At 41.8% G+C, this 16,749-nt stretch carries 15 protein-coding genes and 1 pseudogene; 1 reads left to right on the top strand and 15 read right to left on the bottom strand.

Translation table 11 applies throughout. From position 1 onward, the window contains the following. Window positions 1–166: 166 nt before the first annotated feature. The 7 genes from BM056_RS10980 to BM056_RS10950 all read right to left on the bottom strand — a co-directional run bounded on the left by BM056_RS10980 (window position 167) and on the right by BM056_RS10950 (window position 7,609). A complete protein-coding gene (locus BM056_RS10980; RefSeq protein ID WP_092471455.1) occupies window positions 167–928 on the bottom strand; it encodes an SDR family NAD(P)-dependent oxidoreductase in 762 nt (253 codons plus the stop codon). 43 nt (window positions 929–971) lie between these two features. Further along, window positions 972–2,192 carry a thiolase family protein gene (locus tag BM056_RS10975; RefSeq protein WP_092471454.1) on the bottom strand — a complete coding sequence of 407 codons (1,221 nt, stop codon included), beginning with the start codon at window positions 2,190–2,192 and terminating at the stop codon, window positions 972–974. Between the two features lie 17 nt (window positions 2,193–2,209). Beyond that, window positions 2,210–3,061, bottom strand: coding sequence for a 3-hydroxyacyl-CoA dehydrogenase family protein (locus tag BM056_RS10970; RefSeq protein WP_092471453.1), 852 nt, complete (start codon window positions 3,059–3,061; stop codon window positions 2,210–2,212). Between the two features lie 22 nt (window positions 3,062–3,083). Beyond that, window positions 3,084–3,875: an enoyl-CoA hydratase-related protein gene (locus BM056_RS10965; protein ID WP_238456419.1), complete on the bottom strand. Its 792-nt coding sequence runs from the start codon at window positions 3,873–3,875 to the stop codon at window positions 3,084–3,086. A 124-nt stretch (window positions 3,876–3,999) separates the two neighbouring features. Further along, window positions 4,000–5,547 carry a sodium:solute symporter family protein gene (locus BM056_RS10960; protein ID WP_092471452.1) on the bottom strand — a complete coding sequence of 516 codons (1,548 nt, stop codon included), beginning with the start codon at window positions 5,545–5,547 and terminating at the stop codon, window positions 4,000–4,002. Beyond that, entirely contained in the window at window positions 5,544–5,726 is a 183-nt protein-coding gene (locus BM056_RS10955; RefSeq protein WP_092471451.1) for a hypothetical protein, read from the bottom strand. The genes BM056_RS10960 and BM056_RS10955 overlap by 4 nt, the downstream gene beginning before the upstream one ends. A gap of 392 nt (window positions 5,727–6,118) precedes the next feature. Beyond that, a complete protein-coding gene (locus tag BM056_RS10950) occupies window positions 6,119–7,609 on the bottom strand; it encodes a sigma-54 interaction domain-containing protein (RefSeq protein WP_165613477.1) in 1,491 nt (496 codons plus the stop codon). A 209-nt stretch (window positions 7,610–7,818) separates the two neighbouring features. Between BM056_RS10950 and BM056_RS10945 the strand changes: the two genes are divergently transcribed. Next, window positions 7,819–8,958, top strand: coding sequence for an acyl-CoA dehydrogenase family protein (locus BM056_RS10945; protein WP_092471449.1), 1,140 nt, complete (start codon window positions 7,819–7,821; stop codon window positions 8,956–8,958). A 125-nt stretch (window positions 8,959–9,083) separates the two neighbouring features. Here BM056_RS10945 and panB read toward each other — a convergent pair whose 3' ends face one another. The 8 genes and pseudogenes from panB to BM056_RS10905 form a co-directional block, all read right to left on the bottom strand. Next, window positions 9,084–9,938, bottom strand: coding sequence for a 3-methyl-2-oxobutanoate hydroxymethyltransferase (panB, locus tag BM056_RS10940; protein WP_092471448.1), 855 nt, complete (start codon window positions 9,936–9,938; stop codon window positions 9,084–9,086). Window positions 9,939–10,118: 180 nt separating this feature from the next. Beyond that, window positions 10,119–11,066 (bottom strand): AbrB family transcriptional regulator, encoded by a 948-nt coding sequence (locus BM056_RS10935; protein ID WP_092471447.1) that lies wholly within the window; start codon window positions 11,064–11,066, stop codon window positions 10,119–10,121. A gap of 109 nt (window positions 11,067–11,175) precedes the next feature. Continuing rightward, window positions 11,176–11,811, bottom strand: coding sequence for a hypothetical protein (locus BM056_RS10930; RefSeq protein ID WP_092471446.1), 636 nt, complete (start codon window positions 11,809–11,811; stop codon window positions 11,176–11,178). 4 nt (window positions 11,812–11,815) lie between these two features. Then, entirely contained in the window at window positions 11,816–12,538 is a 723-nt protein-coding gene (locus BM056_RS10925; RefSeq protein WP_092471445.1) for a DUF362 domain-containing protein, read from the bottom strand. Window positions 12,539–12,625: 87 nt separating this feature from the next. Then, window positions 12,626–14,040: pseudogene (locus BM056_RS10920) on the bottom strand (tripartite tricarboxylate transporter permease). Between the two features lie 111 nt (window positions 14,041–14,151). Then, window positions 14,152–14,592: a tripartite tricarboxylate transporter TctB family protein gene (locus BM056_RS10915; protein WP_092471444.1), complete on the bottom strand. Its 441-nt coding sequence runs from the start codon at window positions 14,590–14,592 to the stop codon at window positions 14,152–14,154. Between the two features lie 107 nt (window positions 14,593–14,699). Next, on the bottom strand, window positions 14,700–15,689 hold the full coding sequence (locus BM056_RS10910) for a tripartite tricarboxylate transporter substrate binding protein (RefSeq protein ID WP_092471443.1): 990 nt from the start codon (window positions 15,687–15,689) through the stop codon (window positions 14,700–14,702). A gap of 319 nt (window positions 15,690–16,008) precedes the next feature. Beyond that, window positions 16,009–16,683 carry a GntR family transcriptional regulator gene (locus BM056_RS10905; protein ID WP_092471442.1) on the bottom strand — a complete coding sequence of 225 codons (675 nt, stop codon included), beginning with the start codon at window positions 16,681–16,683 and terminating at the stop codon, window positions 16,009–16,011. Window positions 16,684–16,749: the final 66 nt, after the last annotated feature.

Raw genomic sequence — 16,749 nt, 5'->3', positions numbered from 1 at the left:
ATCTGAATCCCTCCACTATTCGTTATAAGGAGCAAGAACATTAAAAATGCCTGTTTTTAGTAAGGTAGTACTTCTCACAAACACAAAAGCAATTAGCTAATAAATTTTGGGATAAACAGGATAAATTCTGTATCTTATACACACTAGCTAGAATATTAACAATAATTCAAACACCAAAAGCAGACATGCCCCCGTCTACTATTAATGATATCCCTGTAACATAAGTCGAAGCGTCAGATGCCAGAAATATACTTGCCCCCACTATCTCCTCGGGTTTAGCCAAGCGCCCCATGGGTGTACGGTTAATTATTTTTTCTCTTAATTCCGGCCTTGCTGACATAGCCCCTTCTACTAATTCCGTCTCTACATAACCTGGGGAAACTGCATTTACCCGTACGTTATCTTTAGCCCATTCAGAAGCCAATACACGGGTCATCTGCAGAATACCACCTTTAGTAGCACAGTATCCTAGAGATCCAATTAACCCCAAGTGCCCCCCCACCGAAGCCATATTAATAATACTACCGCTTTTCTGTTTAACCATTTGCTCCCCGATTATTCGAGCACAAAGGAACTCACCTTTAAGATTAATATCCATAATTTTCTGCCAATCCTCCTCCTGCATTTCCAGGGCAGGCTTTTTAATGGTAATTCCGGCATTGTTAATAAGGATATCAACTTTTCTAAATGCCTCCAAGGTTTTATTCAATAAGTTTTTGACATCTGCTACCTTGGTAACATCAGCAGGAACAACCAAAGTTTTTACATATTTAATCTCTTCTGCCAATTCTTCTAACTGTTCGCGGGTCCTGCTTGCCAAGACAACATTGGCTCCCGCCTCTGCCAGTCCCAATGCAATCGCTTTCCCAATTCCTCTTCCTGCACCGGTCACAATGGCAACCTTATTGTTCAGGTTAAACTTACTCACAACTTAACCCCCATATCTCAAGAAAAATTCTAAAACAATTTTTTCAATCAACCTTAACTATACATGCGTCAGCCTGGGCAAGACCGCCACAAATAGATGCTATCCCGTAACCGCCTCCCCGGCGTTGCAATTCATGGATAAGAGTCATTATAATCCGTGTACCGCTACAGGTATTAGCATGGCCAATAGCAATTGCTCCCCCATTGACATTTAACTTTTTCTTTATTCCATCCCACTTAGCAGCATCATTATTGGCTAGAATTTTACTACTGGTCAAGGTTACTGCAGCAAAAGCCTCGTTAATTTCAAATAAACTTATATCATCAACAGTCAGATTGACCTTCTGTAATGCCATTTGCATAGCTTTGGACGGGCCTATGGCCAATAAACGTGCCTCCATAGCAGTGGAAACCACAGTCTCTATCTTAGCAATAGGGATAAGCCCTAATTCCTTAGCTTTTTGTCTAGTAGTCACAAGCATTGCCGCAGCGCCATCATTTAGGCCCGGTGAATTACCGGCAGTAACTGTTGGACTGCCATAGATACATTTTAGTTTCGCTAAGCCTTCAATACTTATCTGCGATCTATATTGTTCGTCTATATCCAATTCAAAGCTTGTCACTTTCTTACCTAGTTTTTTCTCTATAGTCAAAGGCAACATCTCATCTTTAAATTTTCCTTCTTGGTGAGCTTGCCCATAACGTTGGTGACTGCGATATGCCCATTCATCCTGTTCTTCCCTAGATATCCCGTTTTCCAATGCGACCTCTCCAGCATCCACCGCAACCGGGTTATAATCCTTATAGCCAAGTGCAAAGAGAGGGTCCTCCATTTCAATTGATCCCAGTCTGCTTCCACTCCAGCGCATATCACGAAGTAACAGAGGCATCTTGCTAAAGGTAGTAACACCTCCGGCCATTATCACTGATGCTTCCCCCGATTTTATTGCACGCATCCCTAATTGAATTGCAGAAATACCCGAGACACATGCTTTATCAAAAGAACAGGATGGTGTTTCTGGTGGCAACCCAGCTTTGAGCAAAGCCTGTCTGGCTATTACGGGTGTATAAACATCCTTACTGGAGGCTGTATCGCCTACTCCCCATAAAACTTCATCCACTATACCAGACTCAACCCCGGCCCTTTTAACTGCTTCTTTCATTACAATGGCACTGAGGTCAATACAGTCCCACTCCTTTAGTGAACCACCAAAACGCCCAAAAGGAGTACGGACGCTACTTACTATTACTAAATCGTTGTTCATTGTGTCTGAACCCCCTATTACTTGCTATAATCGTAAAAGCCTTGACCTGACTTCCTACCCACATGCCCTGCCCGGACCATCTTTTTCAGCAAAGGCGAAGCATGAAAACGCTCTCCAAACTCATCCTTCAACGTATTAAGCCCGTGATAGACAATATCGGCTCCTGCTAAATCAATAAGTTCACAAGGACCCATTGGGAAATTAGTGCAAATTTTCATAGCCCTATCAACTTCACCAGGGTCATTACCATCAGCAACACAATTGACAGCCTCATTTAACATAGCATCGAGTATTCTAGTCACTATAAACCCGGCATAATCCACAGCCTTGACCGGCTCCTTACCCAAATCCTCAATAAACTTAACGCCAGCCTCTAATACCTCCTTAGCTGTATCCAGTCCTGGAATTACTTCAACACCTTTCATCAATGGAACAGGATTCATAAAGTGTAATCCCAAAACTCGTTCAGGGCGGTTTGTCACTGCTCCCATAGCGGTAATAGGCAGTGCCGATGTATTTGACGCAATCACCGCATTAGGCAGTGCATATTGATCAACTAACCTAAAAATATCCTTTTTAACTTCCAGGTTTTCAAATACAGCTTCAATTATCAAGTCAACACTCTCTACAGCCTCAGGAAGATGAGTTGTAGTTACTATTCTGGTCAAAGTGTCTTCCTTCTGTGCCGGTGTTAACTTTTTCTTTTCCACCCCTTTTTTTAGGCTTTTGATGATACTTTCAAGGGCCTTATCCAAAGCAGGTTTAGATATATCTTGCAGCCAAACGGAACAACCTTTTTGGGCGCAAACCTGAGCAATACCAGCACCCATTACTCCAGCCCCAATAACAGCAATTTTTTTGAATTCCATGAAGTTACCCCCCGCAGATTTTTTATTGTCCCTTAAAAACCGGTATACGTCTTTCTAAAAAAGCCGTCATGCCTTCCTCTTGATCTCGACTGGCAAAACATTGGGCAAAGCACTGCAACTCATAGCTCAATGCAGTTTCAAGGCTAGCATCAATACCATTGTTTATAGCACTCTTTGCCAGACTCAATGCAATAACACTTTTTTGCACTAGCTTGCCAGCCCATTCCATTGCTTCTGCCAACAACCCCTCTTCACTGGTTACTACTTTATTTATTAATCCTAGTTCGCACGCTCTTTGGGCATTAATTCTTCCACCGAAAAGGATCAGTTCTTTTGCAATAATGATATTAGTTAATCGTGTTACCCGCTGAGTACCACCGTTACCAGGAATGATCCCCAGGTTGATTTCCGGTAAACCAAACTTAGCCTTTTCAACAGCCAGTATTAGATCACATGATAGAGCCAGTTCTAAGCCACCACCCAAGGCAAAACCATTTACAGCCGCAATAACCGGTTGGGGCATCTCTTTAATAGCAATACCGACTTTTTTCCCCAATATCGCAAAGGAGCGAGCTTCATTTGCCGTCATATTTTTCATTTCCGTAATGTCTGCCCCGGCAATAAAAGCTTTTTCCCCACTTCCAGTAATAATCACCGCACTTACTTGATCATCTCTCTCAATTTGCTTTAAAATACAATACAAATCACGGTAAACCTGGCTATTTAGAGCATTCAACTGCTTGGGACGATTAATGGTAATAATACCAACCCTGTCTTTAACCTCATACAATAATGTTTCATATATGGAGCTCAAATGAATCCCTCCTTTGTAACCGTTTAAATGCAAGGAATTTTGTACAATTAAATTTTGCAATATATATGCCAATTAACGGTGCTATCGGTAAAAAAGGGGGCGTAACACACCCCCTTAAGTTAATTTAAACCATTTCCTGTCTGGCATCAGCCCATACCCGTCGTGTTTCTGCACTGATCTCCGGTTCAAAGAACGGTTCCCATCCTTCTTTCGGTGCAGACGGGTAAACATATGAAAGTACAAATCCCCCAACTACCCCCACTAATAATGCCCAAACCATGGCAGGGATAGTGCCCCACATTAACCCTTTTGTTATTAGGTAATCAAAAAGAATGTACGTTATAGGGGCAACTACCATAGACCAGTAAACCGATTGCTTGTTAAGTCGTTTCCAGTAAAGCCCCACGTATAGAGGAACAAAAAATGAGGCCGCCCAAAAGCCAAATACTTTAGCGGACACAATTCCAATAAAAACAGGTGGATTAATTGCCAAAATTATTGAAGTAGCGCCCAGCACAACTACAGTAATTCTGCTCCATTTCCGCAATGATTCATCATTATAATGTTTATTGGACATATTACGGAAAACATCATAAACTAATGCCAAAGCTCCATGGAAAAGCATTGAATTTGCAGTTGACATAGCAGCGGCTAACAGTCCAGCAATACCAACTGCGCCTAGTAGTCCAGGGATTGTATTCATAAATAGATATGGCATAATCCAATCTGTGCTTTTAGCATCAAGAGTGCCTACTAAAACTCGACCGCCTACCCCCATAATAAGCAAGCAGCCAAATACCAAAAAAGCGATAATCAACTGGGATACCATTGGTAAAGCAATTGCTGTCTTGGTATTTTTAGCGTACAACATTCGTGAAGGCCAATGTGGTGCTAAAGAACCGCCTATAGCCGAAGCAATAAATAAACCAATAATTGTTGATAATGGGTACGGTCCTAACAGGGATAATAACGCACCTTCTTTTATGTTTTCGCCACCAGCTAAGGCGGGGGCTGTAATAGTGCTGTACTGATCCCACATTACGTTCCAGCCACCTACCTGGTTATAGATAATTAACGCGCCAAAAAAGACAGCAACTACTATTACGGCCGTATTAAAAAGATCTGAGATAGCAACTGAAAGAGTTCCACCGGCAGCAACATATAAAATAAACGCACCAAAGAGAAATATGCAGACTACATACGGCAAACCAGTAATTGTAGAAAATAGATACCCAAAAGCACTGACTTGAATCATTACATACACCGCATAACCGATAACCATAGAAAGGCCACCCAACACCTGAAGGCCACTTTTTTCAGCGTGAGGTTCAAATCGTAAACGCAAATATTCAGGTATTGTAGAAGGTGGGTTTTCCGGTCTACGTATTTTGAAAGCAAGAAACGGCATCAGTGTATTGGCCATAAAATAGCCTCCATAAACCGCCGTCAATGCAGCTAGTCCCATACCAAAGAGCATTCCGGGGAAACCCATAATTGAAACAGCGCTCACCCAGGTAGCAGAAAAAGTACCGATCAAAAGCATCAGGTTCATATTCCAACCACCGGCAACAAAGTCTGAAAGAGTCTTTGAAACCTTATAACCCATGCGGCCAAACCAATACAAAAATATAAGATAAATAATAAGTACGGCGGTTAAAACTGTCATGTTCATACACTAGCACCTCCATCTTCTTTTTTTAGATCACCTACTGTATTACCTAGCTTGAATAGGTGGCCACAAGCACCCCACCGTTCTACCCCTGATTGTTCAACCTGCCACATTAAGAAAATACCAATCACAAAACATAGCCCGCCCGTTAATAACCAAAACACTAGTGCACCAGTTGGCATTACCACTTCCTCCTTTAATTACAATTAAATTTGTGTGAAAAATAGCTCCAATTCTAAAAAGTGGTCAAACCTCCTTTTAAGTTTTTTTAGTTTTTATACTAGTGCAATATTTTTGCCAATTTTATATTTTCTGAATAAATAATTGATTATTTTTTTCATGAATTTTAAAATTGAGTATTATTTTTAATTTTTATAGCTTATGGAGGTTTCTTACGGCATAATAATGATGTCAGATTATTATTACTTTTGAGAACCATGCTAGCACATATAAGGTGTTTGCAGAAAATTCTTACAAGAATGGTGCGCTTACGCACCATTCTTGTTTCGTTTTTGCACCAGCCTCAATAATATCAAACCTCCCCTGGTTTAAAACTGCACCAGGGGAGGTTCCATTAATCATCTTGAACATCAGGAAGTCCAATGTTGTATTTCTTAATTTTTCGAACAATGGTTGAGTGATTTACTTTTAAAGCACTAGCTGCTTTTCTAATAGTACCATGCTTCTTCAGAGATTTTATAATTAATTGTTTTTCCAGGTTTTCCATCGACTCTTTTAATCCCATTGATCTTTTACCAGTCACTTGATGACACTCACTCTCATGCTGAAAGATGTGCTTCGGTAGGCATTTATTGTTAATCATCCTGTCTTCATTGAATATTACCAAATTTTCAATTGTATTTTTTAGTTCTCGAACATTGCCGGGCCATTTATAATTCTCTAAAGCATTACATACATCAGAGGCAAAAATTTTGTTTGTACCATATTTTTTATTAAAGATCTTTAAGAAATGGCTAGCTAACGGAACTATATCATCCCTTCGATCCCTGAGACTAGGAATTGAAATGTTAACAACATGCAGACGATAGAAAAGATCTCTACGAAAGGTCCCTGCTTCAACCATTGCTTGTAAATCCTTATGAGTTGCTGAGATTATTCGTACATCCAACTTAGTTGGTTTAACTCCCCCCAAGCGATAAAACTCCTGATTTTCAATGGCTCTTAAAAATTTAACCTGAAGATTTAATGGTAAGTCACCAATTTCGTCCAAGAGAATGGTGCCTTTGTTTGCAACTTCCAATAAACCCATTTTCCCTTTTTGCGCTCCAGAAAATGCACCCTTTTCATATCCAAATAATTCCGATTCCAAAAGACTTTCGGGTATAGCGCCACAATTAATTTGTATAAATGGCCCATCTTTTCTACTGCTGTACTTATGTATTAATTTAGTGAGAACTTCTTTACCCACACCGGATTCACCTGTCAGCAATACATTTACATCTACTTGTGAAACTTTAATCATACTTTCGAGGGTCTTCTTCATATCATGGCTTCTAACAATAATGTCATCTGTTTCTAATAATCTATTCCTTAGTTCTTTTAATTCAGTTAAAAATGCTTCTGGAAGTTTGTAGTGGGCATTCTCATCTACGATCTTCTTTAACTTATTCAGCTCACGCATGTCACGGTAATTGGCAATGTAGAATACCACATTACCTTGAATATCATATATGGGAATACTTGTAATAAAAACTTCCACACCCGTTTTAACTTTCTGGATAATTGACAAAGGATTTTTACCTAAAATTTTAATAGAATTGGTCAGAATTATACCTTCCGCCAACATATCTTTTGAGGTTTTACCAATTATTAGTTTTAACGGTATCCCCGAGATTCTTTCTACTGCTTTGTTACCATAAAAGACGATTCCTTTACCGTCAGATAAAAGATAACCGTCAAATGAATGGTCCAAGATATAAAGCAATAAGTTTATAATTTTAGTAAAATCATACCTGTAACCAAATGAGTCCTTTTCTTGCACCTCATCCAGCAATTTACTATTATTATCAAGAATCCTCTTAAACTTTTGATATTGATCTGACATAAGTTTTTCTCTCCTTATGCATTTAAGTTTTTCATCGTATTGATTCCACATTCATGCAAAAACGCCTTTCTAAAATTAAGTTTCAATTCCTCATTATTACATTTAAAATCTCAAAATTTTAAATCTTAGGCACAAATATTGCGAATTATTACTCCAAGTTAGGTTTAGTACTAGCAAGCAAAATTTTTGTTAAGGGAGGTTTTTAACTAATGATTTCCTTTGAAATCAGTCAAGAACAAAAACAAATTATGGAATTAGCATGTAAATTCACTAAAAACGAAATTATACCAGTTGCAGCAGAATATGATACCAAAGCAGAAATGCCCTGGCCAATAATTAAAAAGGCCTTTGAAATTGGACTTTGGAACCTGAATATCCCGGAGGAGTATGGTGGACCCGGTTTAGACCAAGTTTCAGAAATACTCATATACGAAGAATTAGCATACGGGTGCTTGGGAATATTTGGCTCATTCGCAGGGAACAGTCTGGCACTAACACCCTTGCTTATAGCCGGTACCGACCAGCAGAAAAAAAAGTTTCTTGAACCATTTAGCGAGAAACCAAAATTAGCTGCATTTGCCTTAACCGAGCCAAATGCCGGTTCTGATGCAAGTAATGTCTCAACTACTGCAAAAAAAGATAGTAATGGCTACATTCTTAATGGAACAAAGTGCTTCATTACCCACGGTGGTATCGCGAACCTCTACACAGTTTTTGCTAGCACTGATCGCAGCAAGGGGATAAAAGGTTTATCTGCATTTTTAGTACCAGGAGATACTCCTGGATTGACTATGGGTAAAAAGGAAGACAAAATGGGAGACCGAGCTTCCCATATAGGAGAGGTAATATTAGAAAACGTAAGAGTGCCGCTTGACAATTTATTGGGTAGAGAAGGAGAAGGCTTTAAAATTGCTATGAAAACATTGGATATTACCCGACCCACCATCGCCGCTGGTGCAGTAGGTGTTGCCCGGCGCGCACTGGACGAAGCTAAGAATTACGCCAAGGAGCGCATCCAATTTGGTAAACCCATTGCCGATCAGCAGGCAATCCAATTCATGCTAGCTGATATGGCGATGGAGATAATGTCATCGAGAGCACTTGTATGGCAAGCAGCTGCTAAAATAGAAAAAGGGGAACCTGATACAATGCTCAGCGCAGCGGCAAAATGTAAGGCCAGCGACACGGCAATGAAAGTAACAATCGATGCATTACAGGTATTCGGCGGTTATGGCTACATGAAGGAATACCCTATGGAAAAGCTTATGCGAGATGCCAAAATCACACAGATTTACGAAGGTACTAATCAAATTCAGCGTATAGTAATCGCCAGTCAACTGTTAAAATAAGAAGCTCACACAATATTCCTGGGAAAGCGCTGCCGGTTTAAATGCAGTATGGGAGCCACCAAAATGGCTCCCATACTGCATTCAAGTTTTAAATATGGAGAAGTATCGTTTGGGCTATAGACCTATTATACTTCTTGCAGCAGGTTTTGCAGTTCCTTAATCTCTTCTTCACTCATCTTATAGGTATGTTCCGCCTCCACGGGGAATTTATTTTCGCGCACTTCCCGGGCATATTCTTCAAAAGCATTTACCAGAACCTGACCGACATTGGCATACTTTTTAACGAATTTGGGAGTAAAGTTATCATATAGACCCACCATGTCAGCGTAAATAAGCAGTTGCCCGTGAGTATAGGGGCCAGCGCCGATACCCAGTATGGGAATGTTGGCCCTTTCCGTAATGGCCTGTCCCACCGCTGACGGAACGCCCTCTACCAGGATGGAAAATGCACCGGCTTCTTCAATAAGTCTGGCCTGTTCAATCAGTTGCATAGCGGCTTTGGCGCTTTTCCCCTGCGCCTTATAGCCACCGATCTGCCCCATAAACTGCGGAGTCAGTCCAATGTGGCCCATCACTAGAATACCTGCCTCATTGATAGCTTTTATCCGACTTTGCATACGCCGACCGCCACCTTCCAGTTTAACCGCATCAACTAAAGCCTCTTTTACTAATCTACCGGCACTTTCCACAGCCTGTTCATCGGATACCTGATAAGACATGTACGGCATATCTCCAATAATAAATGTATTTGGGGCTCCCCGTCGTACTGCCTGGCAATGGCGAACCATATCATCCAAAGTAACGGGGAAAGTGGTGTCGTAGCCAAGGGATACCATGCCAAGCGAGTCTCCTACAAGGATCATGTCCACTCCGGCTTTTTCCTGCATTTTTGCTGTTAGATAGTCATAGGCAGTTAAATAAACAATTTTTTCTCCGGCTTCGACCATACGATTAAAGTCACCAATATTTTTCTTATTCACTAATAGTACATCTCCTTATAATTTTTTTTGTAGGGCTACCTAATTTGGGTTAATATCACTGCCCTTTACAATTCTTGGAACACTGCCAAACCATTTTTTCAGTACTACGGGCACTAAGAATAGTATTAATAACAAACGGAACATCTGATAAGCTGTGATTAACGAAATATCCGCATGGACCTACAGTGCTGTTATCCCCATTTCCGCTATGCCCCCGGGCGCCGTGCCTAAAAACGCATCAATTAAGTTCAAGGGGTACAAACAGGTAAGAATATAGCCTATGGAAAAGGAAAACAAAACAATGGCCAGATTTCCACCAAGAACGTATAACAATACTTTTCTCATATGCGCAAGAGTTCTTATATTTGTAGTCAAGCCCATATATGAGCCTATACATATCTGGGAGGCAACGACAAACATCGTCGGTACTGTTGGTACCTGGTAGCCGGCCAAAACAAGAATAATAGACCCCAGAATCGGACCAATCAGGTATGGAGTAGGTAGATTTACACGCAGCGAAAACCACACAGCCATCAATATCAATGATAAAAATAATAAGGTATGCCACGAAATACCGGTTAATAATAAACCAACACTCTCAGCTATGCTGCCGACTCCGGTTGTTGGACTAATATCCTTTGCCAATCCATGGATAACAATAAACGGCACAATAAAAATGACCGACATAATCCTAACTGTTTGCATGAAAGTAATGACCGTAACATCTGTATCCTTAATCTCTTCGCTAAGAGCAACCATCTGGGGAAGGCCACCCGGTATGCTTCCCATAATACTGGTAGCAAGGGTTAAACCTGTCTTACGGCTAGTAAAATAGCCAACCAACAAGCTAAATGACAAGGTAAAAACTGTGGCCAGCACGATTGATGGAAGCTGTTTCAGAATTTGCCATCCTGTCTCCACAGTAAATGAAATTCCAATGGTCAAACCAAGAACAACCAACCCGATATTACGCAGCCAAACCGGCCAAAATAAAGCCCTTTTTGTTGTCGACTTCCAAAGCATAATAAAAACCAAAGGCCCAAGCAGCCACGGTAAAGGAATCTTTAGAAAGTTAAAAGTAAATCCACCAATTAAAGAAACTATTAACGTTTCAATAAAAAGGGCCATATTCCGGTCACCTCTTTTTTAGTTACCCGACACGCATAAATACCATGTGCTTGCAAGTCGCTAAAGCTGAAGTATTGGCCATGATAATGCTTACACGCCAGTTATCATTTTAATTACTTTCACTGTTAACAATTTCAGCTATTAGCTTGGCGGCACGATCGGTATTAAAGATCCCGCACATACATGGTTTGAAAAGTTCCTCAGCGGCTTTTTCAGGAGTTAATTTGCCTCTTTTAACTTTATCGATCATCTCTTGTATAAAATTAACGGAAACCATGGCATGTCCGCACATGGTGGCTATTTCCATATATTCTTTGGGAGGAAGTTTTTCTTGTTTACCCCACCGGCCCAAAGAATGCTCAACAGTATGGGGCTTTAAACCGGTTTTTGAACAGCACTCCGCCACTTCATCCGCAAGCCCGGATACCACAATGGAAAGCCCCAGATCTTCATCCTTCAATGCTTTCAACATTTTGACAACTGCATCCTTATTGTTAAAAGTAGCTGTCACTACCGCCCGGTCTTCCACGTTAGCCAACATATTTTCCATACTTCCCTGATGGTAAGCGTTTCCTTTGCGGCAATCACCGAGAGTAACACAGCCGTTTTCCAAACATATTTCCAAGAATCTTCTTAATTTAGGTCCTGAACCTTCGTGATTAATGTCCTTACTTGGCATGCATAGAAATACCCAGTCACCACGCAGACTTTCCCTGTTGCCCATTCTGTGCAATGTGTGTGTCATCAGTTTAGTCCTCCTTTGCCAGCGGCCTTCCCAGGCCTACATTAGTTTTTGCATTGGGCGAAATCCAAAGCCCCAGGTCTTCTACTAACCTGACGTGTGGAATTGTTCCGTCCGGTTCAACCTTGGAGCAAATATCCAAACTAAATACTGTATCCAGTGTGGGGGCGACTTCTTCCAATCGTTTGATAATCATCGACACCTTTTCCAGGGGGACAGCAAACTCGACGATGGCAGACAATACCCGCTCATTGAGCAGTTCTTCCTTAAACTTGCCCGTCTTAGGATCGGACATCATACTTGTAACAGGGTTTTCTTTTTCAAACACAACGTCTTCTTTAGCTACCGCCATAGCTACCTTTTCTACGTCATACATCCTGGTGGCAACTCCGGGACGACCCAATTCCATGGCTAAACCGACCCAGCCACGCTTGAAGCGCCCGGTCACTTCATTGGTTTTCATTTCTTCCGTACCACGACCGGATATTTGTGATTCTTCAGCGATTGTTAACACGTCACTCATAATACTGCGAATGGTACGCGGCCAGGTCAGTTCTTGTTGGTAAATGGAGTCAGTGGAGCACACTCTCCAACGCAAACAAACTCCGCATTCAACGCACTCATCAAATTCAATGTAGACCTTTTTATCGGCGTCTTTTTTAATTGCTCCGACAGGGCACCTATTTACGCAGATACCGCAGTTTTTGCATGTTTCTTTATTAATTAACATACTGCCTTTTCCTCTCCTTCTGCAATGTCCAATATCATTTATCCAATCAACTATTTAATGACAATTAGAAATAGAAACAAGTAAATTCTAATCGATCGCTGCGGCTTTTCTCTTTTTGATCATGGCTCTTACAGTTGGATACGCTATTAACGCCACCGTAATAAGAATCAGGGTGAGCGATATTGAACTGGTAAAAAAGATACTAATCTTACCATGGGAAATCATAAAAGCCTGACGCATCGATGTCATTAATCGCGGTCCAAGCACTACCGACAAAATTAAAGCCGGAATGGGAAATTGAAAACGGTTCATAAAATACCCGATAAAGCCGAAAAACAGCATTACCCAAAGGTCAAATATATTGTTGTTAACACTATAGGAGCCAAGTATGCAGATAGTTACAATCACCGGCGCCATAGCGGCGCGAGGCACTTTTAAAATATATGCAAACAACGGTATGGCTAAAATACAGGTTAGAGCAACAAGTAAATTACCAACATACATACTGGCTATAAGACCCCAGACGAATTCAGGCGCTTCAGTAAACAGCAGTGGCCCCGGCATTAAACCAAACATCATCAAGCCGCCGAGCAGCAAAGCCGACGTACCGGAACCGGGTATGCCTAGAGATAGCAATGGCGCGAAAGAACCAATGCTGGCGGCGTTATTGGCTGCTTCAGAGGCTGCCACCCCTTCAAGAGCGCCTTTACCAAGTCTCTCGGGGTGCCTGTTTAGCCGCTTCTCCGCTATATAAGATAAAAATGCCGCTGTGGTTGCGCCCGAACCGGGCAGCAGGCCGATATAAAAACCTAATATACCACTGCGGATGGCAGTCCAAAGGCCACGCAAGTATTCACCAACAGGAGGGATACTGCTGAACAAAGACACTTTAGGAGCTTTTTCAATAGGGAATTCATTTGGCTTGGCAATCATCATCATTACCTGGGAAAGACCAAACAACCCGATAACCATTGGAATAAACGGGACTCCGGAGGCCAAATTAGCCGACCGAAAGTAAACCGGGGCGCCCCATCAATTAAGTCTGTTCCGATCGTGGCAATCAGCAGTCCCATGGTAGCGGAAATCACACCTTTTATGGGGTTGTCACCAAGAAGCCAGCCAATGCTGGTCAGAGCCATTATAATTAAGGCGGTAAACTCGGCCGGTCCGAATTTCAGACCAAGATTAGCCAGCGCGGGACCAACCACGGTAAGGGTGATTATACCCAGTAAACCTCCTAAAAATGAAGCGGTAAAAGACATGAATAACGCATGTCCCGCTCTACCTTTTTTCGCTAACTGGTTTCCATCCAGAGCAGTCATTACGCAAGGCGAATCCCCAGGAATATTAATTAGAATAGCGCTGATGGACCCACCAAACATGTTACCGTAATAAATACCGGCAAGCATAATGATTGCTGCCGTAGGATCCATTTTAAAAGTAAGCGGCAGCAGCAGCGCCACCCCGGCTACAGAGCCCAGCCCGGGCAAAGCACCTACCATGACGCCCATGGCGCCTCCCAAAAAGGCCATCAAAATATTGAAAGGTAATAATGCCTGGCTAAAACCCTGCATTAAGTGGCCAAAAATGTCCATATAATATCCAACCTTTCGTTAAAAACCTAGTAAGCCTGTGGGTAGCGGCACCCGGAGCCATTGCACAAATACCAAGTAAGCAATAATAACAGTCCCTACACTAACTTTAGCTGCTGAAAACCAGGAATAACGTTCTAAAACCCTGAGCCAGGCAATTATTAGGACAGTTAATGTTAATATGGTGCCAAGAATGTTAAGGGCTATTAAGGCTGCCGCCACTGTTACCATAACCAAGCCAACGGTGCGCAGCTCTTTGCTGTCGAAACCTTCGCCATCTTTTTTGAGCAAAGATTGCCTGAACAAGATTAAACACAAGACAGTAGTAAGCAAACCAAAGATTACTGGTATAAAGCCGCTTCCAGGGCCAAAATCTTTCCAAAAGCCATATACAAATCCCATCGCAGCCCAGTAGAGACCAACGGGAATGCCAACAAGCGATGCAATTCTGTCACCCGACATACTTGATTTTCACCTCCAGCAACTGTGTCAAGGAGGGAACACGATATTTAAGAGCACCCTCCTAGACATAGGCGGTTTAAAACAGAAGGATTTATATAAAGCTTTTTTTACTTAATTTGTCCCAGATCGGTAAGGACTTCCTTGTACTCCTGCTCGGCATCGTTGATAGCCTGCGCAAACTCATCAGGCCCCATGTACTGGGAAGTTAAGCCGTTTTTCTCAATATATTCTGTTTGCCAGCGCTCGGATTCTGAAACTTTTTTCATTGCATCGGCCAGTGCTTTTACAGCGTAATCCGGCATATCAGGAGTTCCCGAGATACCGCGGATTTGACGAAACTCCGCGTCGACTCCCTGTTCTTTAAAAGTAGGTACATCAGGGTAAGCACTGATGCGTTCAGGAGCCATGATGCCTATCGCTTTAACCATACCTGCTTTGAGCTGAGAAGCTGCTTCCGAAGGGTTGGCCCAGGCCAACTGGATATGTCCGCCCAAGAGAGAACTCATTACTTCGCCGCCGCTATCAAAAGGAACATATTCTGTTTTAATCCCGGCGGATTTTTGCAGCAGTCCCAAACAAATCTGGTCTTCTGCTCCGGTTCCCGTACCACCCACGGTCAATTTGCCGGGATTGGCTTTGGCGTATTCAACAACATCATTTAAACTCTGCAGATCAGAATCAGCTTTGGTAAAAAGCATGTACTCGTCCAGAGCCAGTGCGGCAATAGGTTTAAAAGTTGAAGCTTTTACTTCAGCACCGGTAGTAAGCGGGTTGCTAATCTGAGCCGATACAATGCCTATAATGGTGTAAGGGTCGCCTTTCTTCGTAGCTACTTCGTTCATGCCAACAGCAGCACTACCGCCCGGTTTGTTTACTACAACCAAAGGCTGGGGTAAAATTTTCTCGGACTGAATAACATCTGCCACCATGCGCGCCATCCGGTCACTGCCCCCGCCGGCGCTCCAGGGCACCACGAAATTAATTGGTTTCTCCGGATAATTTACTTGCTCGCTTTCGTTGCCGGTAGTTTTGCCGCATCCCGCCGCTAAAACAAGGGCCAGCAAGGAAACCAGTACTACCATAAGTCTTTTGCCCATTAATTAACCTACCTCCCCTAAGATGTTTTATTTTTGGTTAAAGAAGCTTTTTGCTTCATTATCCCTTTTAAAAAGATTCCCAAACTTCAAAAAAACGGCTTTTTTCTGAGATCAATAAAAATAAATTGGCTTCATCGTCCTCCGCTGCTGTTCAATTAATCGCATACCTGAATGCTCGTATTTTTGTATACAATAATACGACCAAAAAACCGGACTGTTTATCATAAAATCGTCATATTTATCAATAACATCACCTGCCAACCTTTTTATATTATATTGTGCCATTCTCCAAGTTGGGAAAATCAACGTCTTCACATCATTACAATTGAACTTTTTCCAGCATTAACCGTCGTGCTACCATGAGATGCTCTTTCATGCAGTTGCAAGCTTTTTCTTTATCACGCAGTTTTATCGCCTCGTATATCTGTTCATGCCCCGATAGAGATGCTTCCGGTTCTTGTGCGTGGCGTAGGCTAACCCTGCGGTAGGCTTGTAAATAATCGCGCATGCTGCATATAATCTCATAAATTTTTTTGTTGCCGCTGGCAATGACTATTTCATTATGAAAATCTGTATTTAACTCAATAATCTTTTCTATTAACCCTTTTTGCTGAGCAACTCTACTCATAAATACTATTTCCTCTAATTTTTTTAATTGTTCGTCACTAATGTTGTCCACAGCTTTTATCGCCGCATGGGTTTCCAGCAGATCCCTGACATCGAAAATATCATTAATCTCTTCGATTGAAATTTCTGTTACTTTAACCCCGCCACCAACCAGCGATGTAACCAGCCCTTCCTGTTTAAGCTGATTAATAGCCTCTCTAACAGGCGTTCTACTGACTCCCATCTTTTTAGCCAGTTCTTCTTCTTTTAATCTTTCTCCCGTAGGAAAAGTACCGTCGATGATTGCAGATTTCAGGGATAAGTATACTTGTTCCGTTAATAATGTTCTATTGCGAACCGGTAAAAGACCGCGATTTCCTTGAGGCAAAATAGCTCCCCCTAAAATTTTTTTACTATTGTTAACTTTTTTGTATGCTTAAATTCTGAATTAAAA

This window comes from Desulfotruncus arcticus DSM 17038 (assembly GCF_900113335.1).
GTDB lineage: Bacteria > Bacillota > Desulfotomaculia > Desulfotomaculales > Desulfallaceae > Desulfotruncus > Desulfotruncus arcticus.
Note: the sequence above shows the minus strand (reverse complement) of the source record. Positions and strands in the feature narration are given on the sequence as shown.